The organism is Aliiroseovarius sp. B-4, from assembly GCF_056857795.1.
The window spans coordinates 105,641-124,843 of the sequence record NZ_JBSXNV010000031.1 but is presented as its reverse complement, the minus strand read 5'-3'; the positions used below and the strand labels follow the sequence as shown (position 1 = coordinate 124,843).

The window sequence follows — 19,203 nt, the reverse complement described above, 5'->3', positions numbered from 1 at the left end:
CGGCAGGAAATCCTATGCGCCTTTTTCCAATTATCACGGCGATCCTTGTGGTTGCAGGTCTGTACCTGCTGGTGTTTCAACGTGATACAGTCGAAACGGCGGTGGGAACGCCTGCCGAAACTGTCAGCGAACAAGGCCCGGACACCGCGTCAAACGCCGAGGCTTCGCCCAGCAATGGTGTGTCCGTGGTTGCCCTGCGCAGCACCGCGCGCGAGATCGAATTGCCGATCCTGTTGCGTGGCCGGACCGAAGCGAACCGCCGGGTCGAACTGCGTGCCGAAACGACAGGGCAGGTCGTGTCCGCCAAGATTGCCAAAGGCAGCCTTGTGGACGAAGGCGATGTCTTATGCCAGCTTGACGCCGGCACCCGCGAAGCCAGTCTGGCTGAAGCAACCGCCCGTCTGGCCGAGGCCAAAGCCCGTGCACCTGAAGCCGATGCCCGCGTGATCGAAGCTCAGGCGCGGCTGGACGAGGCAACATTCAACCTGACTGCGGCGACCAAGCTGTCGGAAGGCGGTTTTGCCTCGGATACACGGGTGGCCAACACCAAGGCATCTGTTGAAACCGCCCGCGCCGGATATATCGCGGCACAATCCGGGGCCGCCAGTTCCGCTGCCGCCATTCAGTCTGCCGAAGCCGCCGTGGCCGCCGCCGAACGCGAGATCGAGCGGCTCGACATTCGCGCGCCCTTTCCCGGGACGCTGGAAACAGACACCGCTGATATCGGGACACTGTTGCAGCCCGGCGCGGCCTGCGCAACGGTTGTGCAATACGATCCGGTGCGCGTGGTCGGCAATGTTTCGGAGCTTCAGGTCGACAAGCTGAATATCGGACTTCCCGCCGATGTGCGACTTGCCGCTGGCCCCGAACTGTCAGGCAAAGTGACGTTTGTGGCCGATACAGCCGACCCCGTCACCCGAACCTTTCGTGTCGATGTCGAAATCCAACGCCCGGACGGGGCGCCGGTAATACGCGCAGGCCAAACCGCCGAGGTGGTGATCACCGGGAACGGTTTGCTCGCTCATCTGGTGCCACAAAGCGCGTTGACGCTGGATGATGACGGGCAACTGGGCGTTCGGATCGTCACCGTTGATGGCGAAGCAGGGTTCTCTGCTGTCTCAATGGTGCGTGACAGCGTCGAAGGTGTGTGGGTCACGGGGCTGCCTGAAACCGCAGATGTGATTGTTGTCGGACACCACTATGTCACCGACGGGGTGGCCCTTGATGTCACTTACCAGGAGCCGGGCATATGATCGGCATCATCGATTGGGCCGCTGATCGGGCCCGGATGGTCATTGCCTTTGTGATCCTGTCGGTTCTGTCCGGCGCGATCGCCTATGTCAGCCTGCCAAAAGAGGGAGAGCCGGATATCGAGATCCCGGCTCTTTTTGTTTCGGTCCCCTTCCCCGGTATTTCCGCAGCCGACGCCGAACAGCTTCTTCTGCGCCCGATGGAGACGGAGCTTGCGGATATCGACGGGTTGAAAACCATGTCCGGCACGGCCGCAGAAGGCTATGCTGGTGTGGCGCTGGAGTTTGAGTTTGGGTGGAACAAGACAAATGTCATGGCGGACGTGCGCGATGCCATGAACTCGGCCGAAGGAAAGTTTCCGCAAGGGTTTGACAGCTATTCCGTCAATGAAATCAACTTCTCCGAGTTTCCGATCATCATTGTGAACCTGACCGGCAAAGTGCCCGAGCGCACGCTTGTGCGACTGGCGCGAGAATTGCAGGACGAGTTGGAAGGGCTCGATGCTGTGCTGGAAGCCTCCCTCACCGGCTATCGCGACGAGATGCTTGAGGTCGAGATCGACCCGCTTAAGCTGGAAGCCTATAACGTCACGGCGGGAGAATTGATCCAGGTCGTGCAGAACAACAACCAGTTGATCGCGGCGGGCGATATCAAGACGCCCACGGGGTCCACCGCCGTCAAAATCCCCTCATCCTTTGACGAGGTGCAGGACGTTTACGATCTTCCCGTCAAGGTCAATGATGACAGCGTGGTCACTCTGGGCGATCTGGCGACGATCCGCCTGACCTTTGAAGACCGCGAGGGCACGGCGCGGTTCAACGGCGACACCACGGTGGCGCTGCAAGTTGTCAAAAGAAAAGGATACAACCTGATCGACACAGCCGCCGAGGTGCGCGGACTTGTGGACGAGACGCGCAAGAGCTGGCCCACGGAACTGCAACAAGCCGTCAAGATCGGCACATCGAACGACCAAAGCTATGTCGTCGACAGTATGGTGCGCCAGCTGGAAGGCTCGGTCATCACCGCCATTGCGCTGGTCATGATCGTGGTGTTGGGCGCGCTTGGCACAAGGCCGGCTTTGCTGGTGGGCTTTGCCATTCCAACCTCGTTCCTGCTGACCTTCGCGCTGTTTGGCGCGCTTGGGGTGACAGTGTCGAACATCGTGATGTTCGGCCTGATCCTTGCGGTGGGGATGCTTGTGGACGGCGCGATCGTGGTCGTCGAATATGCCGATAAGAAAATCACCGAAGGCGTGGGACCGATGGCGGCGTATACCGCCGCCGCGAAACGAATGTTCTGGCCCATCGTCAGCTCAACCGCGACCACGCTCTGCGCTTTTCTGCCCATGCTGTTCTGGCCCGGCATCCCCGGCGAATTCATGGGCTGGCTTCCCAAGACACTGATCTTCGTCCTTATGGCATCGCTGCTGGTAGCTCTGATCTATCTGCCGGTGGTCGGCGGCGTGTCTGGCCGGATCAGCCGCACGATAGGCTTCTTGTCCGATGCGCTGCGCGGGTTGCCCGTGTGGTTGCGTGTATTGCTGGTGCTGCCATCGCTCTATGTGCTGCTCCTGTCCGGCTTTCAGCTTTTGAACCCCGGCTATCTGTTTGGTGGCGTGCCCCCGTTTAAGGGGGCAATGGCGGTCCTGCCCGGCGCGGTGATGTTCCTGCTAGGGGCAACTGCCACGTCGATCACGCTGGGATCGCTCAGCTGGCATCGCGAGGCACGAAGGATCCAGGGTGGCTATCGCCGCACGTGGTTTGGGCATCTGATCCACTTCATCTCGGGCAACCCCATCATGCCGCTGGTGTCCATCGCACTGGTCATCGGATTCGTGGTGTCGACCTTCATGATGTATGGCCGCAACAATCTTGGCGTCGAGTTCTTTGCCGACAGCGAGCCGGAACAGGCCATCGTCTATGTCCGCGCCCGTGGCAACCTGAGCCTTGAAGAACAGGATGCGATGGTCAAACAGGCCGAGGAAATCGCCTTGTCCACCAAAGGCATCGAAACCGTCTTCGCATTTGCGGGTTCGGGCGGGTTGAACCAGAACACCGGCGGTGCGATGGGGCCGCGCGACAGCATCGGCCAATTGCAGATCGAGCTGGTGGCGTGGGCGGATCGCCCCTCGATCGAACAGGACGCGCCTTTATTTGGGTTGATCCCGTTCACCACGACCGAGATTGATCCTGAGTTTGATGGCGATGCGGTCATGGCCCGGTTGGAGGAGCGTCTGGCGACCCTGCCCGGTATTCGAACCGAGGTGTTGAACCTGAACCGAGGTCCGGCCTCGGCCAAACCCGTACATCTGCGCTTGAAAGGCGATGATTGGGACGCGCTGGAGCAGGCCGCCACCATGGCCATCAATCAATTCGCTGCCACCCCCGGCCTGACTGCCATCGAAGACACTCTGCCCCTACCCGGCATTGACTGGCAGATCGAAGTGGATGTGGAAGAAGCAGGCCGCTATGGCACGGATGTGGCCACCGTGGGCGGCATGGTTCAGCTTGTGACCAACGGTATCCTCCTGGACACGATGCGCGTCGACAGCTCGGACGAGGAAATCGAGATCCGCGTGCGCCTGCCGCAAAAAGATCGCGTCCTGTCCACACTGGACGGGTTGAAAATCCGCACCGCGACCGGCCTGGTGCCGATGTCAAACTTCGTGACACGCAAGCCCGTGCCCAGCCTTGCCCAGATCGACCGGGTGGATCAAAGCCGATATTACGACGTGAAGGCAGGTGTGCAGGACGGGTTGATCCGCCTGACCGATCCCGATGGGGCCGAAGAATACGTGACCTCGGCAGAAGCCGACCGGATCATGGCGACCGAAGACGGGGCCGATCTGACCCGCACCCCGGTTACACCCAGCGACCGGATCGCCGCCCTGACCACATGGATTGACGGGGCCGATCTGCCCGCAGGTGTCAGCTACGAATGGACCGGCGATCAGGAAGATCAGGCGGAAAGCCAGGCTTTCCTGGGACAAGCTTTCATCGGCGCGCTTGGCCTGATGTTCATCATTCTGCTGGCACAGTTCAACAGCTTCTACAACGCGGTACTGGTGCTGCTGGCGGTGGTTCTGTCCACCACCGGCGTGCTGATCGGGATGATGGTCATGCAACAACCCTTCTCGATCATCATGACCGGCACCGGGATCGTGGCACTGGCGGGGATCGTGGTGAACAATAACATTGTTCTGATCGACACCTATCAGGATTACGCCCGCTATATGCCGAAGATCGAGGCGATCACCCGCACCGCCGAGGCGCGCATCCGCCCGGTTCTCTTGACCACGATCACCACGATGGCCGGCCTGGCGCCAATGATGCTTGGCCTGTCGCTGGATTTCTTCAACGGTGGCTATTCTTTGGATGCCCCCACGGCACTTTGGTGGAAACAGTTGGCAACGGCTGTGGTGTTCGGGCTTGGCATTGCAACGGTGCTGACGCTGGTGTTCACGCCCTCCATGCTGGCGCTGCGGATCTGGATATCGGCAGGTGCTTATCGGTCTGCCAATGGCTTGCGCGCGCTGGCGCGCCGCTCGGGGCAAACCGCCCGCGATGTTGCACTTGATAAGGCTGCGCGCAAGACGACCTTGCGCGATCTGATTTGGGATCAACCGACGGATCGGGACGGCGATCTGCCAGACAGCGGGGACATGTCGCCCAATGTCGAGGACATCAACCGAATGCATGGCCTCCAAGCCACGTCCTCGGCTGTTGCGCCCGAACCCGCTCCTTTGTCAGACCCGGACGCGGCGGAGGAAAACCGGTCAGGCGGAAAGGATGCCGCCGAATAATCGCGGTATGATCCAGTCAGGCCGTCGCTGGCTCGTTATCACTCGGCCAGTTTCAGATGGCCTGAAGCGGGCATCTGGTCAGGGGTATCTTCCTGTGCGGCCTCGCTGGCTTGACGTGCCCACATCGCGGAATAGCGTCCGTCTTTTTCCAGCAAGGCGTCATGGCCGCCACGCTCAACCACTTCGCCCGCTTCCAGCACGATGATCTCATCCGCATCGACAATCGTGGACAGGCGGTGTGCGATGGTGATCACGGTGCGACCTTCGCCCATCTCGCGCAGACTTTCCTGAATGTCGCGCTCGGTCTGGGTGTCCAGCGCCGAGGTCGCTTCGTCCAACAGCAGGATCGGCGGATTCTTCAAAAGCGTGCGCGCGATGCCCACCCGCTGTTTTTCCCCGCCCGACAGTTTCAGCCCGCGTTCGCCCACCTGTGTCTTGTAGCCGTGAGGCAAGCTCATGATGAAATCATGTATTCTTGCGGCCTTCGCGGCGCCTTCGACCTCTTCCCGGCTGGCTTCGGGACGACCATAGGCGATGTTGTAGTATACACTGTCGTTGAACAGCACCGTGTCCTGCGGCACGACGCCGATCACACCATGCAGGCTGTCCTGCGTCACATCGCGCACATCCTGCCCGTCGATCTTCAGGCTGCCACCACTGACGTCATAAAACCGGAACAACAACCGCCCGATGGTGGACTTGCCAGACCCGGAGGGGCCGACAATCGCAACCGTCTTGCCTGCCGGAACGTCAATTGACACGCCCTTCAGGATCGGGCGCTTCGCATCGTAGCCGAAGCGCAAATCATCAAACTTCAACGCACCGCCAGTGATCTTGATGTCCGGGGCGCCGGGTTTGTCCGTCACTTCGGCGGGCTGTTCAAGCAAGTCAAACATCTCGCCCATATCGACAAGCGATTGGCGGATTTCACGATAAACCGTGCCGAGGAAGTTCAAAGGCAAGGTGATCTGGATCATATAGGCGTTGACCATGACGAAATCGCCGACCGTCAGGTCGCCCGCCTGCACACCAATGGCGGCCAGCACCATGACGCCCACCAGACCCAGCGTGATCAAAAGAACCTGTCCAAAATTCAGAAAGGCCAGTGAATACGAAGTCTTGAGCGCGGCGACTTCATATCCCGCCATGGCCACGTCATACCGTTCGGCTTCGCGCTTCTCGGCCCCGAAATATTTGACCGTCTCGAAATTCAGCAGGCTGTCGATGGCCTTTTGGTTGGCGTCGGTGTCCTGATCGTTCATTTCCTTGCGGATACGCACGCGCCATTCGGTCACTTTGAAAGTGAACCAGACATAGGCACCGATGGTCCCAACCACGACGGCCAGATACCAGACATCAAACACGAAAAAGAGGATGGCCGAGATCAGCGCAAGCTCCAGCACCAACGGTCCCATCGAAAACAGCATGAAGCGCAAAAGGAATTCGACCCCCTTCACGCCACGTTCGATGATCCGCGACAGACCACCTGTCTTGCGGGTGATGTGATAGCGCATCGACAGACGGTGAATGTGAGTGAACGTCTCCAGCGCCAGTTGACGCAGGGCGCGCTGTCCCACGCGGGCGAACACCGCGTCGCGCAACTGTTGAAACCCGCTGGTCATGATCCGTGCCATGCCATAGGCCAGCGTCAAACCGATTGCGCCCATCGCCAGCGCCCAGGCTTCCCCGGTCGCCTCGCCGCTCAGCACATCAACCGCGCCCTTGTACAGAAAGGGCGTCAGGACCGAGATCACTTTGGACGCCAGAAGCATCACCAGCGCGATCACCACGCGCCGTTTCACCCACGGTTTGTCCTCTGGCCACAAATATGGGGCGACACGTTTGATCGTGCGCCAGCCATTCTTCGGCGCTTCGGTCGAGGTGATACGGGAGGGGGCCATGCGATACCTTATCTTGGCGGGCGATGTCTTATCTGCGCGGTGAGATCAGACAGCGCTTGTATCATTTCAATATTTCACCGATATTTGAAATATGAAGCAGAGTCGAGTCCTCAGATCCCTGTCAGCCATGGCACATGACACACGTTTGGAAATCGTGCGCCTGCTTGTGCCCCTTGGCAAAGATGGGTTGGCCGCGGGCGCCATTGCCGAAGCGCTTGGTGTATCAGCATCTGGCCTGTCGTTCCACTTGTCCCAATTGGAAGCCGCAGGACTTGTAACATCACGCAAAGCATCGCGCCATGTCATCTATGCCGCGGACTGCAAGGCCCTTGGCGGTGTCATCGCCTATTTGCTGAACGATTGCTGCGCGCGCGATCCGGATATCTGTGCCTGCACTGACACCACCGAAGGAGTGTCAACGCTGTCCAAAGGCGGTACAGATCACTCCGGATCGGGGATCGCGAAAACCTGACCGGGATAGATCAGGTCCGGGTCGCGGATCTGTTCGCGATTGGCGGCAAAGACGCGCACATAAAGCGGCCCTTCCCCAAGATGTTCGCGCGCGATCGCCCAAAGTGTTGACCCGGGTTGCACCGTCACCGCCTCGACACGTGCTTTCGGGGTTTCAGGGTCCGCATTCGCCACGGCAGCCAATTGGGTGGGTTCTTCGCGTTTGAACGGTGTCTCGGTGCGCGATGTGACGGATCCGTCCTCGGCCAGTTCATCCACACGCAGAGTATAGACCCCGCTGTCCACTTCTGGCAAAGGCACGCGCCATTGGCCGCTTTCCGTTATCTCGCCGATCTCGATCGGTTTGTTGTCCAGATAGACACGCAGGTTGGCACCACTTTGCCCGCGACCCGACAAGGCAACGTCGCCGGTTTCGTCATAGGTAATTGCGTCAATGACGATATTGTCGACTGCGGGAAGACCCGTGCCATCCTGCAACACTGCGATACCCTCGTCATCCGCCAGCAGAACTTGCGGGGCGGCGACCGTGGCGTCAGGCGTTTCCGGGCTTGAGGTATCTGTTTCAGCCATGGCAGGCGTATCGCCGCCGTCTGGCGTTTCAGCGACCGGCTCGGGGGTCGGGGCAGGCGTGGTTGGGGCGATCAGAACGGTCTGCGGGCTTTCGCTGTTCTCAACAACCTTGCCGCTTTCATCCAGTGTGGAAAAGCCCAGTGCACCTGGGGTTTCGACGGGAATGTCCAGCAGGGCCACAAAGTTTCCATCGCTGCCCACTTCGACATCCTCAAGCGGTGCGCCATCCAGCGTCAATTGAATGGTGCTTCCGGGTTCGGCATGGCCAGCGACCACGGCACTGCCATCCGGGTCCACGCGGACAACGTCGAAACCGGGCGCTGAACCGGGCGAGGTCGGCACCTCTGCCGCCCCGTCTGCGACATCCTCGGACGCAGGCGAAGCAACATCTGCCTTCGGGTTGTCCGCTGCCGGGGTATCCGTCGGCGGTGCAGAAGTTTCTGCAACCGGATCAGGTGAAACAGGTGACGGTTGCTGCGCCCAGAAATACCACGCCACACCAATCGCAACCGCAAGAACGGCTCCTGCCGCCACCTTAAGCCCGGTTGCCTTGTCAGCGTTGCCTGTTTCTGTTGTCATTTGCGTCCCCTGTCGGCCGATCTTTAAGCCGCACCTGCTTGTTGAACAGTAGCAATCCCGCTAACACCGGTCAAAAGATCATTCAGGCGGCAACGAATTGGGGACATCCATGACACAGCACACAGCATCGGTTTGCGTCTACTGCGGCTCGCGGTTTGGCACGGACCCGGCCTTTCGCGAAGCCGCAACGGCGCTTGGCACTGCATTGGCGGGCAACGGATGGCGGCTGGTCTATGGGGCTGGGGATGTGGGGTTGATGGGAACAGTGGCCATCGCTGCGCAGGCCGAAGGCGCGCAGACCTTTGGCGTCATCCCCCAGCATCTGATGAAATGGGAGGTGGGCAAACGCGACCTGACCACCTTCATCGTGACCGAAAATATGCACGAGCGAAAAAAGGTCATGTTCATGAACTCCGATGCCGTGGTGGTATTGCCGGGTGGTGCGGGGTCACTGGACGAATTCTTCGAGGTGTTGACATGGCGCCAACTGGGCCTACATGCCAAGCCCATCCTGCTTTTGAACGTCAACGGTTTCTGGGATCCGTTGGTCGCGCTGTTGGACCATGTAATCAATCAGGGGTTCGCCGAAGGCACCCTGCGCGACTTTGTGACCGTCGTTACCGATGTGGATCAGGCGATCACAGCCCTGCGCGACGCTCTGTCATGACGATAGGCCTCAGCTGAATAGATCGCAAGCGCCAACCAGATCATCGGGAAGGCGATCATGTGCCAGATCGTGACCGTCTCGCCCAGCACAACGACCGCACAGGTGAATTGAAGGCTCGGATTCAGATATTGCACCAACCCCACCGTGGACAGCGCCAAACGGCGTGAGGCATAGCTGAACAACACCAGCGGTACAGCCGTGATCAGGCCCGAGACCACAAGCAGAACACTGTCCCACCAATCGGTGCCGAACACGCCACCCGTGCGCCCAACGATCCCCTGCCAACCGGCAAAATGGGTGCCCAGCAGCCAGATTATGGCAACGGGGGCCAATATCAGCACCTCGGCCGTCACAGACACAATGGGGCCAGATGTCATGGTCTTTTTGATCACACCATAGATCGCGAAGGTGCCCCCCAGCAGCAACGAGAGCCAAGGCGCGACGCCAAGACCCAGGGTCAGCGTCAACACCGCCGTCGTCGCCAAGGCCAACGCTATGGCCTTGCCTCTGGTTATCACTTCACCAAACAAGACACGACCAAGGACCACCATGGCGAGGGGAAAGATGAAATAGCCAAGACTGGCCTCTACCACCATACCGATTTGAACCGACAGGATGAACCCGCCCCAATTGACCGATATCACAAGCGCTGCGAGGGCAACCAGCAGTGCCGACTGTCCGCGAAACAACGCAGGCAGATGCCCAAGGCGCCCTTGCACAGCCAATAACAGACCGAACATCGCCAATGACCAAAGCGTTCGGTGGCTAAGCACCTCCAATGGTGGCACGTGTTCCAGAAGCTTATAATACAGCGGCGACAAGCCCCAAACGGTGCAGGCGACTATGATCGCCGCGATCCCTTTCCTGGTCTCACTCATCGCGTGTGCTCCGGCTGCTGACCGATAAGTCTTGGCACAGAAAAAGCGGCCACCCAAGGGGCGACCGCCATGATGTTTCGTGATGCGTCCGGCAACAGAAACGTTGCCGCAGACCGGTCCGGATTACAGGCGCGACGCCACGTTTTCCCAGTTCACGAGGTTGTTCAGGAAGTTGTCCAGATAGGCGGGGCGCTTGTTGCGGAAGTCGATGTAATAAGAATGCTCCCACACATCGCAACCCAGCAGCGCGGTCTGACCGAAGCACAGCGGGTTCACGCCGTTTTCGGTCTTGGTGACTTTCAGAGCGCCATCCGTGTCTTTCACCAGCCAGGCCCAACCCGAACCGAACTGGCCCGCACCCGCGGCGGCAAATTGCGATTTGAACTCGTCAACCGAGCCGAAACTGTCATTGATCGCCTTCTCAAGCTCGCCCGGCATCGCGGTCTTGCCCGGCCCCATCATCTCCCAGAATTGGTTGTGGTTCCAAAGCTGGCTGATGTTGTTGAAAATGCCGTTTTGCGCGACGGCCGATTTGTCATAGGTGCCGGTGATGATATCTTCCAGCGACTTGCCGTCCCACTCGGTCCCGGCGATCAGCTTGTTGCCATTGTCCACATAGGCCTTGTGGTGCAGGTCGTGGTGATATTCCAGCGTTTCCGCTGACATACCGAAATCGGCCAGCGCGTCGTGTGCGTAAGGAAGATCGGGAAGTTCAAAAGCCATATCTAGCCCCCTGTTCATGCGTGTTTCCGTTACAACCTAGATGGGGTAGCGGACGGGGGAAGGTCAAGGGGCAAGGCGGAATTCCACCCAGCCCCCGGACTGTTATTTCACCGTGCATTTGCCTTTGGCGCGAAATGTGTTGCGATAGCCGACCGGCTTCATCGAAGCGATGGCAGTCCCTGTTGCCTTCTGATAGGTCAGACGAAAGGCAAGTTTGGCGACACGGTTTCCGGTTCGCTGCGTAGCCTTCCCGTCAACTTTTTCGACGGTCCAAGTGAATGTCGTCCGCTTGGCGTTGTCGACGTCAATCTTGGCAGCGATCGGTTCGCCGAACATGTTTTGGATAAGCCCGTCAATCACACTGATCTTGCCGTTGTCGTCGGTGACAATGATGTGCGGGGGAATGCCTTTGTTGTCGCCGGACCCGGCTTCGTCAACCTTACAATCATAGGTTTTCGCAAATCCCGGCGCTGCGACCCCTATTGTTGCAACGCAAGCAACAATCGCCATATACTTTGTCATATTTTCATACCCTTACACTTACTTCTTCGCGCAGCGGAATATCGGTGCAGGTCAGGTATCACAACCCTTTTTGGTTGAGGCTGCGATGAGTTTTCTCTACTTATCATAACGTCACCCCGGATCGCGATCCGAAATGACGTATCCCCGACGGATCAGCCTAGCTGAACACCTCGCCCCCCGGCTTGGCCGCATCCTTCAGCAGATCGAACGCGTATTGCGCAACCGAGCGGAAACAGACCAGAACCGCAGTCTCGTCATCTTCCAGATAGAACGCGGCGGGGATCTGGGCGATGCGGGTGCGACGCAGCATGCCGGGCTGCATGAGCGAGGTATCGGCGGGGGTCAGTTTGGCGATCACTTCGCGACAAGCGGTCCCCTTCACGCGAAACACCGCGCGGGCGTCTGAGACATTGACCACCAGAGCATGCTCTTTTGCCAGCGCCCTGGTCGCGGCCTCAACCACTTTCGGGGCCTCAATGTGGTCGGTGATCAGCAAAAGCTCATCGGGAGACATCCAGCCAACACGGCCCTTTACGCCGTCGGTGATCTTGCCCTGCCCCGGAATGGCCGCGCCCGTGGCGGCTTTCACCGCCTTGGCAACACCTGTCGATGACAGGTCGCCACGCAGCGTGATCATGCCGACCAATCCGGCCTCTTCAACCTTGCAGTAGCCGTCAAAGGACGCGCCTTGAAGTGCCGACACAGCATCAGACATTTTGCTTCTCCCCGTCCTTGTCATAGAAGACCGGATCGCAGATCCGCGCCTTGATCACCGTGTTCGACCCATCCACCGTCGGAAAGTCCACCACTTCGCCCATCCGGTCCGGTCCATGCTTCACAAGCCCCATCGCAATGCCTTTCTTGAGCGTCGGCGAATAATAGGTCGAGGTCACACGCCCGATCATGTTGCGCTGGCCATATTCGTTATTGCCATCGGCCACCGCATAGGCCCCGTCCGGCAGAACCGATCCGTCCAGCGTTTCAAGCCCGACCAGTTTCCAGCGATCGGGGTCGGTCATGTGGCTGCGCTGTTGGGCGCGTTTGCCAAGAAAATCCTCTTTCTTCTTGGAAATCGCCCAGTTCAGCCCCAGATCCTGCGGGATCACGGTGCCGTCGGTTTCGTCCCCGATCATGATGAACCCCTTTTCGGCCCGCATGATGTGCAGACATTCGGTGCCATACGGCATGACGCCGAACTCTTCCCCCGCCTCAAGCAGCGTATCCCAGAAGGCGCGGCCCTGGCTGGCGGGCACGGCGATCTCGTATGACAGCTCGCCCGAGAACGAGATGCGATAGACGCGCGCGTCGAACTCACCGATCTTGCCGTCTTTCCACTGCATGAAGGGCAGAGTTTCCTTGGACACATCCATCCCGCCCAGTTTCTCAAGCAGCTTGCGCGCGTTGGGGCCGACCACGGCGACCTGCGCCAGTTGCTCGGTCACGTTGGCAACATAAACTTTCCAGTCCCACCATTCGGTTTGCAGCCATTCCTCCATCCACGCGTGGATGCGGTCGGCGCCGCCCGAGGTGGTGTGGCAGAGCCACGTGTCGTCATCTATGCGGGCCACAACACCGTCATCGGACAGGAAACCGTTTTCCGAGCACATCAGACCATAGCGGCATTTGCCGACGGCCAGGTTCGACATCATGTTGGTATACATCATGTCCAGAAACTTGCCCGCATCCGGCCCCTTGACGATCAGCTTGCCCAGCGTCGAGGCATCCAGCAGCCCCAGCTTTTCGCGGGTATTCAGGACCTCGCGATGCACGGCTTGCTCGTTGGTCTCGCCCGGCTTGGCATAGCAATAGGGCCGACGCCAATGGCCGACGGGTTCCATATAGGCACCCGCGTCTTCGTGCCACTGGTGCATCGGCGTGCGCCGGATCGGCTGGAAGATTTCGTGGCGCGCTTCGCCAGCAATCGCCCCGAAGCTGATCGGGGTATAGGGTGGGCGGAAGGTTGTCGTGCCGGTCGCCGGGATCGGTTGACCCAATGCGTCAGAAAGTACCGCCAATCCATTGATATTGGACAATTTACCTTGGTCTGTCGCCATACCCAACGTGGTATAGCGCTTGGTGTGTTCAACGCTTTCATAGCCCTCGCGCGCGGCCAACTGCACGTCCGACACCTTCACGTCATTCTGATAATCCAGCCACATTTTCATGCGTTTCTGATGACCAGCGCCCTGCGGCATGATCCAGACGGGGGCCATGGGCTGCGTGCTTTCGGCCTCCGCCTTTGGCCCCGCCTTGCGCACGGCTTTGCCGCCTGCCGCCTTGGCGGCCCGCTTGCCTGCCTCATAGGCATTCGACAAGACCCCCGCCAACCCCATCGGACCCGAGGCTGAGCCTGCGGTGACAACAAAGGGCTGACCGTCATGCCCGGTGGGTGCACGGTCAGGATCGGGGCGGAAATGCGCCTGCTCCTCGTCCCAGATCAGCTTGCCTCCACAATGCGACCACAGGTGCACGACAGGCGACCAACCGCCCGACATGGCGACTGCGTCGCAGGCAATTTCCTCGACCGCGGCACCCTCGCCCGCTTGGGCGCAGATCGAGACTCCGGTGACGCGCTTGCCGCCGTTCACCTTGGCAATCGCCTTGCCAACCTCGACCCGGATGCCGGCGGCGCGAGCAGCTTCTGCCAACGGGCCGTTGGAATGATCTCGCGCGTCCAGAATAACCGGCACGTCAAGCCCGGCTTCTTTCATCACAAGTGCAGTGCGGTAAGCGTCATCATTGTTGGTCACAACCACGGTGCGGTCGCCCACGGACACGCCCCAGTTCACCGCATAATCGCGCACGGCCGAGGCCAGCATCACGCCGGGGATATCATTGCCCGCAAAGGACAAGGGACGTTCAATCGCACCGGTCGCGGTGACGATCTGCTGCGCACGGATGCGCCACAGGCGATGGCGCGGGCGGTCATCGCCCGGCGTATGATCGGCCACACGTTCATAGCCCAGCGCATAGCCGTGGTCGTAGACGCCCGATCCCATCATGCGGGTGCGCAGGGTGACGTTTTCCATGCCTTCAAGCTCGGCCAGCGTCGCGGCGATCCAGTCATCGGGCGACTGCCCGTCGATCTCGCCCCCGTCAACCGGCGCACGTCCGCCCCAATGGTGGGTCTGCTCCATCACCAGCGTTTTCACGCCCGAACGACCAGCGGCCAGAGCAGCCGCCAGACCGGCAACACCGCCACCGATCACCACGACATCGGTGTGGTGATAGAAATGCTCATAGCGATCCACGTCCGCCTCGGTCGGGACTTTGCCCAGACCAGCGGATTTGCGGATGATCGGCTCGAACACATGCTTCCAAGCGGGCGCGGGTGCCATAAAGGTCTTGTAATAGAACCCCGCCGGCAGGAAGCGCGCGGCGTAGTTGTTCACCACGCCCACATCGAACTCAAGGCTCGGCCAGTGGTTTTGCGAGGTGCAGGTCAGACCGTCAAACAGCTCGGTCGTGGTGACGCGTTGGTTGGGTTCAAAACGCCCGCCCTGCCCCATGTTTACAAGCGCGTTGGGTTCTTCCGCGCCGGATGCGACGATGCCACGCGGGCGGTGGTATTTGAACGACCGACCCACCAGCATCTGGTCTTCGCCCAGAAGGGCCGCGGCCAGCGTGTCGCCCTCATACCCCTTCATACGTTTGCCGTTGAAGGTGAAGTTCTTTGGTTTCGAACGGTCGATCAGGCGACCGCCTTGTGCCAGACGGGTGCTCATTTCCAGCCCCCCCATTCAGGATGTTTCTTCTTGATCTTGGCGACCAGTTCTTTCGGCGGCTCATAGGTCTGGGCCGGATAGGTGCCGTAAACCTCAAGCGTCATGGTGTTGCGCGCCGCGTGGAACCACTTGCCGCAACCCGACACGTGCCGCCAGCGTTCAAAATGAACGCCTTTGGGGTTCGCGCGGTGAAACAGGTAGGTCTCGAAATCATCATCGGACGAGCCGGGCCCGAAACGCTTCAGATGCGCCTCGCCGCCGCCATGCAGGTCCGTTTCATCGGCCATCACGCCGCAGTATGGGCATTCAAGGATCAGCATTTTAGACCTCCACAGTTAGAAAGTGCGACAATCCAATCGCCAAATATTCCACCAATCGAGCCTAAGATCGTTACCCATGTGACATGTGGTCCGACAATGCCTTTGGGAATCACATGGCCGGCGGAATCAAACATTTCCGCCCCATGACCAGTCAGAAATTCGCGCTTTTCCAAGTAAAAGAACACGCCAACCGACCACAATATCGCCAATGATGAGAGCTTCGAAAAAGCATTTGGGACACCCAAGCGAAGCTCCATCAGTAGACCACTTGCAAACAATGCGAGGGCAACCAACCACAACATTATGACATACGGGCGCAACCGCTTCGATTGATCCTGCTTATTAGGATAGTCCGTCATCAGTGCGCCACCCCCGCAGCCACGCTTTCATCAATGAAGCGTCCCTCGGTGAAGCGGTTCAGGCCGAACGCGCCAGCCAGCGCGCCGGGTTCGCCCTTGGCCACGGTTTCGGCCATGGCCCAGCCCGATCCGGGGATCGATTTGAAGCCGCCTGTGCCCCAGCCGCAGTTGATGAAGCAGTTGCCCAAGGGCGTTTTGCCGATGATGGGGGAACGGTCGCCGGTCACGTCCACGATGCCGCCCCATTGGCGCAGCATTTTCAGGCGCGAGATGATGGGGAAGGTCTCGACCAAGGCGCGCACGGTTTCTTCCACGTGGTGGAATGATCCGCGCTGGGTGTAGTTGTTGAACCCGTCCGTGCCGCCACCGATCACAAGCTCGCCTTTGTCAGACTGAGACATATAGCCGTGCACGGTGTTGGCCATCACGACCACGTCGATACAGGGCTTGATCGGCTCGGACACCAGTGCTTGCAGCGCGACGCTTTCCATCGGCAGACGGAAGCCCGCCATATCCGCCAGCGCCCCCGCATTGCCCGCGACAACCATCGCCAGCTTGTCACAATCAATCTGACCGTGGGTGGTATCAACCCCGGTGACGTTGCCGCCCGACTGACGCACCCCGGTCACTTCGCATTTCTGGATGATGTCCATGCCCATGTCGGAACACGCACGGGCATAGCCCCACGCGACCGCATCGTGCCGCGCCGTGCCGCCGCGGGCCTGCCACAGCGCGCCCAGAACGGGATAGCGCGGACCGTTGATGTTCATGATCGGCACCAGTTCCTTGACGCGCTGGGGCGAGATGAACTCGGTCTTCACACCTTGCAGCGCATTGGCATGCGCCGTGCGCTCATATCCGCGCACCTCGCTTTCGGTCTGGGCCAGCATCATGACGCCACGCGGGCTGAACATGACGTTGTAGTTCAGGTCCTGGCTCATCGTCTCGTAAAGCGAGCGGGCCTTTTCATAGATCGCCGCAGAAGGGTCTTGCAGATAGTTCGACCTGATGATCGTGGTGTTACGACCGGTGTTACCGCCGCCCAGCCAACCCTTTTCGATGATCGCCACATTGGTGATCCCGAAGTTTTTACCCAGATAGAAGGCCGTGGCCAACCCGTGCCCACCCGCGCCCACGATGACCACATCGTATTTCTTCTTCGGCTTCGGTGAAGCCCAGGCGCGTTCCCACCCCTGGTGATAGCGCGCAGCCTCACGCGCAATGGCAAATGCAGAATAGCGTCGCATGCGAATCCCCTTGGTTGGGCGCTCTGGTTCATGTCGGTTCTAGACTCTAGCGACGTTTTCTCACGACAATCCAGCGTCATATGAAATGAAAAAGGCGACATGAACCGTCATTTGCGGCTCTACGCGGCTTCGTGATTGTCGCACCTGATCATTAAGGGTTTTGCCCGTCCCCTTTGCACATTAGATGAAGGGAAACGTAAACACGCGGAGGAACCATGGTTTTCTGGCTGCTCATCGGGGCACTGACCCTCGCCACCATTCTGGTTCTGGCGCGACAAATGCTGCGCCTGCGCGATACCGCAACCTCGAATGACGACGACACATCGAAGCTGAGTTCTGACATGAAGGTCTATCGCGACCAGCTCAGCGAATTGGATCGCGATGTTGCACGTGGCACGGTGACAGCCCAGGACGCAGAACGCGCGCGCATCGAGATCTCGCGTCGCTTGCTTGAGGCCGACAAGGCAGCTCAAGCCAAAACCCGACCAACCGACGCGCCTCGAACCCTCAGCCGACTGGCGCTCGGTCTGTGTGCAATCCTGCTGGCAGGCGGCGCATTCGGTCTTTACTGGTTTCTCGGTTCACCGGGCTTTCAGGATTTGGGCCGTGAAAAGCGCATCGCCAAGAGCCAGGAAATGCGTGAGAGCCGCCCCAGCCAGGCCGAGGTCGAAGCGGACATGCCGCCGTGGCCCGGCCCCCCCGCCGAAGCGCCCGCGGATTATCTTGAGCTGATTGAGGGCTTGCGTGACGCCGTCACCAAAAACCCCGATGATCCGCACGGGTTGGACCTGCTGGTCCAGCACGAAGCCGCCATCGGCAATATGGTCGCGGCGCACAAGGCGATGGGACATCTGATTGAGGTAAAAGGCGCCGCTGCAACAGCAGACGATTTTGTCCGGCAGGCCGACCTGTTGGTCAATGCGGCTGGTGGATTCATCTCGCCCGAGGCGGAAGACATGCTCGGAAAGGCGCTTGAGCGTGACCCCAATCACCAATTGGCGCGCTATTATTCCGGGCTGATGTTCGCCCAGAACGGCCGCCCCGACATGGGCTTCAACTTGTGGCGCGGTTTGTTGGAAGAAGGACCGGACACGGCCATCTGGTGGTCCTCGGTGCGTTCGCAGATCGGCAGCCTCGCAACCTTTGCGGGCGTGGACTACACACCGCCTGACGCGCCCACACGCCCGGCCATGCCCAACCTGACGGGTCCCAGTGCCGATGACATCGAAGCTGCACAAGAGATGAGCGGAGAAGATCGCGCCGCGATGATTCAGGGGATGATCGACCAGCTTTCCGAACGACTGGCGACCGAAGGTGGCACACCCGAAGAATGGGCGCGCCTGATCAACGTGTTGGGCGTTGTCGGCAACACCGGGCGCGCCAGCACGATCTGGGACGAGGCCCAAACCCTGTTTCAGAACAATCCCGATGCGTTGGCAACCGTTCGCATAGCCGCCGAACAGGCCGGGGTCGCCCCGTGATCTTCGAAACGGTCCAGGAGTTTGCCGCCGCGCTGCCCCCGATGTCGGCGCTTGCCGGGCTGGACCTTGGCACCAAGACCATCGGGGTTGCGGTCTCTGACCGGATGCGACAGGTCTCGACCCCGCTGGAAACCATCAAACGCACCAAATTCACTGCTGACGCTGCCCGGTTGCAGACAATTATCACGGATCGTGAATTGGGCGGGTTGATCCTTGGCCTGCCGCGCAACATGGACGGCAGCGAAGGTCCACGCGCTCAATCCACCCGCGGTTTCGCCCGCAATCTGGAGAAACTGACCGATATCCCCATCACCTTTTGGGATGAACGCCTGTCCACCGTTGCCGCCGAACGCGCCCTGCTAGAGGCGGATACCTCCCGAAAGCGTCGCGCCGAGGTGATCGACCATGTCGCCGCAGGCTATATCCTGCAAGGTGTGTTGGATCGAATGAGGCATCTGTAATGTCAGACGACATCTGGAAACGGGACGAGGTCGAAAGCCCCTGTATAAACATCTGTGTGGTCCTCCCGACCGCGCGCATCTGCACCGGATGTTACCGCTCGATTGACGAGATCGCCCATTGGTCCCGATTATCGCCCGACGCACGCCGCGCGGTGTTAAGTGAATTGCCGGGCCGCAAAACGCAATTGTCAAAACGACGCGGCGGGCGCAAATCGCGGCTCAGCCAGACCTGAAACCGCTCTCCAC

General features: G+C 59.9%; 17 protein-coding genes. 7 read left to right on the top strand and 10 right to left on the bottom strand.

From position 1 onward, the window contains the following. Nucleotides 1-14 precede the first annotated feature (14 nt). Both AC13C8_RS05600 and AC13C8_RS05595 read left to right on the top strand, forming a co-directional pair. Nucleotides 15-1,253, top strand: coding sequence for an efflux RND transporter periplasmic adaptor subunit (locus AC13C8_RS05600; protein WP_482846647.1), 1,239 nt, complete (start codon nt 15-17; stop codon nt 1,251-1,253). After that, the gene (locus AC13C8_RS05595) at nt 1,250-5,053 is read left to right on the top strand and encodes an efflux RND transporter permease subunit (RefSeq protein ID WP_482846645.1); all 3,804 of its coding nucleotides are present in this window, start codon (nt 1,250-1,252) and stop codon (nt 5,051-5,053) included. The genes AC13C8_RS05600 and AC13C8_RS05595 overlap by 4 nt, the downstream gene beginning before the upstream one ends. Nucleotides 5,054-5,091: 38 nt before the next feature. Here AC13C8_RS05595 and AC13C8_RS05590 read toward each other — a convergent pair whose 3' ends face one another. Then, nucleotides 5,092-6,954, bottom strand: a complete 1,863-nt coding sequence (locus tag AC13C8_RS05590; RefSeq protein WP_482846643.1) for an ABCB family ABC transporter ATP-binding protein/permease — start codon at nt 6,952-6,954, stop codon at nt 5,092-5,094. Nucleotides 6,955-7,081: 127 nt separating this feature from the next. Here AC13C8_RS05590 and AC13C8_RS05585 point away from each other — a divergent pair, with 127 nt between their 5' ends. Continuing rightward, nucleotides 7,082-7,426 (top strand): ArsR/SmtB family transcription factor, encoded by a 345-nt coding sequence (locus AC13C8_RS05585; RefSeq protein ID WP_322787725.1) that lies wholly within the window; start codon nt 7,082-7,084, stop codon nt 7,424-7,426. Here AC13C8_RS05585 and AC13C8_RS05580 read toward each other — a convergent pair. Then, nucleotides 7,396-8,574, bottom strand: coding sequence for a LysM peptidoglycan-binding domain-containing protein (locus tag AC13C8_RS05580; RefSeq protein ID WP_482846641.1), 1,179 nt, complete (start codon nt 8,572-8,574; stop codon nt 7,396-7,398). The genes AC13C8_RS05585 and AC13C8_RS05580 overlap by 31 nt on opposite strands. Before the next feature lie 109 nt (nt 8,575-8,683). On the opposite strand from AC13C8_RS05580, the gene AC13C8_RS05575 reads away from it, so the two are divergent. Continuing rightward, the gene (locus AC13C8_RS05575) at nt 8,684-9,241 is read left to right on the top strand and encodes an LOG family protein (protein WP_091430562.1); all 558 of its coding nucleotides are present in this window, start codon (nt 8,684-8,686) and stop codon (nt 9,239-9,241) included. On the opposite strand, the gene rarD is transcribed toward AC13C8_RS05575, so the two are convergent. The 8 genes from rarD to AC13C8_RS05535 all read right to left on the bottom strand — a co-directional run bounded on the left by rarD (nt 9,205) and on the right by AC13C8_RS05535 (nt 17,015). After that, complete coding sequence (gene rarD / locus AC13C8_RS05570; protein WP_482846639.1) at nt 9,205-10,119, bottom strand: EamA family transporter RarD; 915 nt, start codon at nt 10,117-10,119, stop codon at nt 9,205-9,207. The genes AC13C8_RS05575 and rarD overlap by 37 nt on opposite strands. A gap of 123 nt (nt 10,120-10,242) precedes the next feature. Continuing rightward, nucleotides 10,243-10,842: a superoxide dismutase gene (locus tag AC13C8_RS05565; RefSeq protein ID WP_091430567.1), complete on the bottom strand. Its 600-nt coding sequence runs from the start codon at nt 10,840-10,842 to the stop codon at nt 10,243-10,245. A 102-nt stretch (nt 10,843-10,944) separates the two neighbouring features. Further along, the gene (locus AC13C8_RS05560; protein WP_482846637.1) at nt 10,945-11,364 is read right to left on the bottom strand and encodes a hypothetical protein; all 420 of its coding nucleotides are present in this window, start codon (nt 11,362-11,364) and stop codon (nt 10,945-10,947) included. Between the two features lie 157 nt (nt 11,365-11,521). After that, on the bottom strand, nt 11,522-12,079 hold the full coding sequence (locus AC13C8_RS05555) for a sarcosine oxidase subunit gamma (protein WP_091430571.1): 558 nt from the start codon (nt 12,077-12,079) through the stop codon (nt 11,522-11,524). Then, nucleotides 12,072-15,089, bottom strand: coding sequence for a sarcosine oxidase subunit alpha family protein (locus tag AC13C8_RS05550; protein ID WP_482846635.1), 3,018 nt, complete (start codon nt 15,087-15,089; stop codon nt 12,072-12,074). Before AC13C8_RS05550 ends, AC13C8_RS05555 begins: the two co-directional genes overlap by 8 nt. After that, a complete protein-coding gene (locus AC13C8_RS05545) occupies nt 15,086-15,409 on the bottom strand; it encodes a sarcosine oxidase subunit delta (protein ID WP_246936635.1) in 324 nt (107 codons plus the stop codon). Before AC13C8_RS05545 ends, AC13C8_RS05550 begins: the two co-directional genes overlap by 4 nt. Beyond that, the gene (locus AC13C8_RS05540; protein WP_482846633.1) at nt 15,403-15,768 is read right to left on the bottom strand and encodes a hypothetical protein; all 366 of its coding nucleotides are present in this window, start codon (nt 15,766-15,768) and stop codon (nt 15,403-15,405) included. Before AC13C8_RS05540 ends, AC13C8_RS05545 begins: the two co-directional genes overlap by 7 nt. Then, nucleotides 15,768-17,015: a sarcosine oxidase subunit beta family protein gene (locus tag AC13C8_RS05535; RefSeq protein ID WP_482846631.1), complete on the bottom strand. Its 1,248-nt coding sequence runs from the start codon at nt 17,013-17,015 to the stop codon at nt 15,768-15,770. Before AC13C8_RS05535 ends, AC13C8_RS05540 begins: the two co-directional genes overlap by 1 nt. A gap of 215 nt (nt 17,016-17,230) precedes the next feature. Here AC13C8_RS05535 and ccmI point away from each other — a divergent pair, with 215 nt between their 5' ends. Genes ccmI through AC13C8_RS05520 form a run of 3 tightly spaced genes read left to right on the top strand, consistent with a single transcriptional unit; the run spans nt 17,231 to nt 19,190 of the window. Next, nucleotides 17,231-18,496, top strand: a complete 1,266-nt coding sequence (gene ccmI, locus AC13C8_RS05530; RefSeq protein ID WP_482846630.1) for a c-type cytochrome biogenesis protein CcmI — start codon at nt 17,231-17,233, stop codon at nt 18,494-18,496. Between the two features lie 41 nt (nt 18,497-18,537). Beyond that, nucleotides 18,538-18,957 carry a Holliday junction resolvase RuvX gene (gene ruvX, locus AC13C8_RS05525; RefSeq protein ID WP_407639078.1) on the top strand — a complete coding sequence of 140 codons (420 nt, stop codon included), beginning with the start codon at nt 18,538-18,540 and terminating at the stop codon, nt 18,955-18,957. Next, on the top strand, nt 18,957-19,190 hold the full coding sequence (locus AC13C8_RS05520; protein ID WP_482846629.1) for a DUF1289 domain-containing protein: 234 nt from the start codon (nt 18,957-18,959) through the stop codon (nt 19,188-19,190). The genes ruvX and AC13C8_RS05520 overlap by 1 nt, the downstream gene beginning before the upstream one ends. Nucleotides 19,191-19,203: the final 13 nt, after the last annotated feature.

What these genes read in the sequence shown, in the direction of transcription:
- AC13C8_RS05600 (WP_482846647.1), top strand. Translation starts at nt 15, where the DNA reads ATGCGCCTTTTTCCAATTATCACGGCGATCCTTGTGGTTGCAGGTCTG.
- AC13C8_RS05595 (WP_482846645.1), top strand. Translation starts at nt 1,250, where the DNA reads ATGATCGGCATCATCGATTGGGCCGCTGATCGGGCCCGGATGGTCATT.
- AC13C8_RS05590 (WP_482846643.1), bottom strand. Translation starts at nt 6,954, where the DNA reads ATGGCCCCCTCCCGTATCACCTCGACCGAAGCGCCGAAGAATGGCTGG.
- AC13C8_RS05585 (WP_322787725.1), top strand. Translation starts at nt 7,082, where the DNA reads ATGGCACATGACACACGTTTGGAAATCGTGCGCCTGCTTGTGCCCCTT.
- AC13C8_RS05580 (WP_482846641.1), bottom strand. Translation starts at nt 8,574, where the DNA reads ATGACAACAGAAACAGGCAACGCTGACAAGGCAACCGGGCTTAAGGTG.
- AC13C8_RS05575 (WP_091430562.1), top strand. Translation starts at nt 8,684, where the DNA reads ATGACACAGCACACAGCATCGGTTTGCGTCTACTGCGGCTCGCGGTTT.
- rarD (WP_482846639.1), bottom strand. Translation starts at nt 10,119, where the DNA reads ATGAGTGAGACCAGGAAAGGGATCGCGGCGATCATAGTCGCCTGCACC.
- AC13C8_RS05565 (WP_091430567.1), bottom strand. Translation starts at nt 10,842, where the DNA reads ATGGCTTTTGAACTTCCCGATCTTCCTTACGCACACGACGCGCTGGCC.
- AC13C8_RS05560 (WP_482846637.1), bottom strand. Translation starts at nt 11,364, where the DNA reads ATGACAAAGTATATGGCGATTGTTGCTTGCGTTGCAACAATAGGGGTC.
- AC13C8_RS05555 (WP_091430571.1), bottom strand. Translation starts at nt 12,079, where the DNA reads ATGTCTGATGCTGTGTCGGCACTTCAAGGCGCGTCCTTTGACGGCTAC.
- AC13C8_RS05550 (WP_482846635.1), bottom strand. Translation starts at nt 15,089, where the DNA reads ATGAGCACCCGTCTGGCACAAGGCGGTCGCCTGATCGACCGTTCGAAA.
- AC13C8_RS05545 (WP_246936635.1), bottom strand. Translation starts at nt 15,409, where the DNA reads ATGCTGATCCTTGAATGCCCATACTGCGGCGTGATGGCCGATGAAACG.
- AC13C8_RS05540 (WP_482846633.1), bottom strand. Translation starts at nt 15,768, where the DNA reads ATGACGGACTATCCTAATAAGCAGGATCAATCGAAGCGGTTGCGCCCG.
- AC13C8_RS05535 (WP_482846631.1), bottom strand. Translation starts at nt 17,015, where the DNA reads ATGCGACGCTATTCTGCATTTGCCATTGCGCGTGAGGCTGCGCGCTAT.
- ccmI (WP_482846630.1), top strand. Translation starts at nt 17,231, where the DNA reads ATGGTTTTCTGGCTGCTCATCGGGGCACTGACCCTCGCCACCATTCTG.
- ruvX (WP_407639078.1), top strand. Translation starts at nt 18,538, where the DNA reads ATGTCGGCGCTTGCCGGGCTGGACCTTGGCACCAAGACCATCGGGGTT.
- AC13C8_RS05520 (WP_482846629.1), top strand. Translation starts at nt 18,957, where the DNA reads ATGTCAGACGACATCTGGAAACGGGACGAGGTCGAAAGCCCCTGTATA.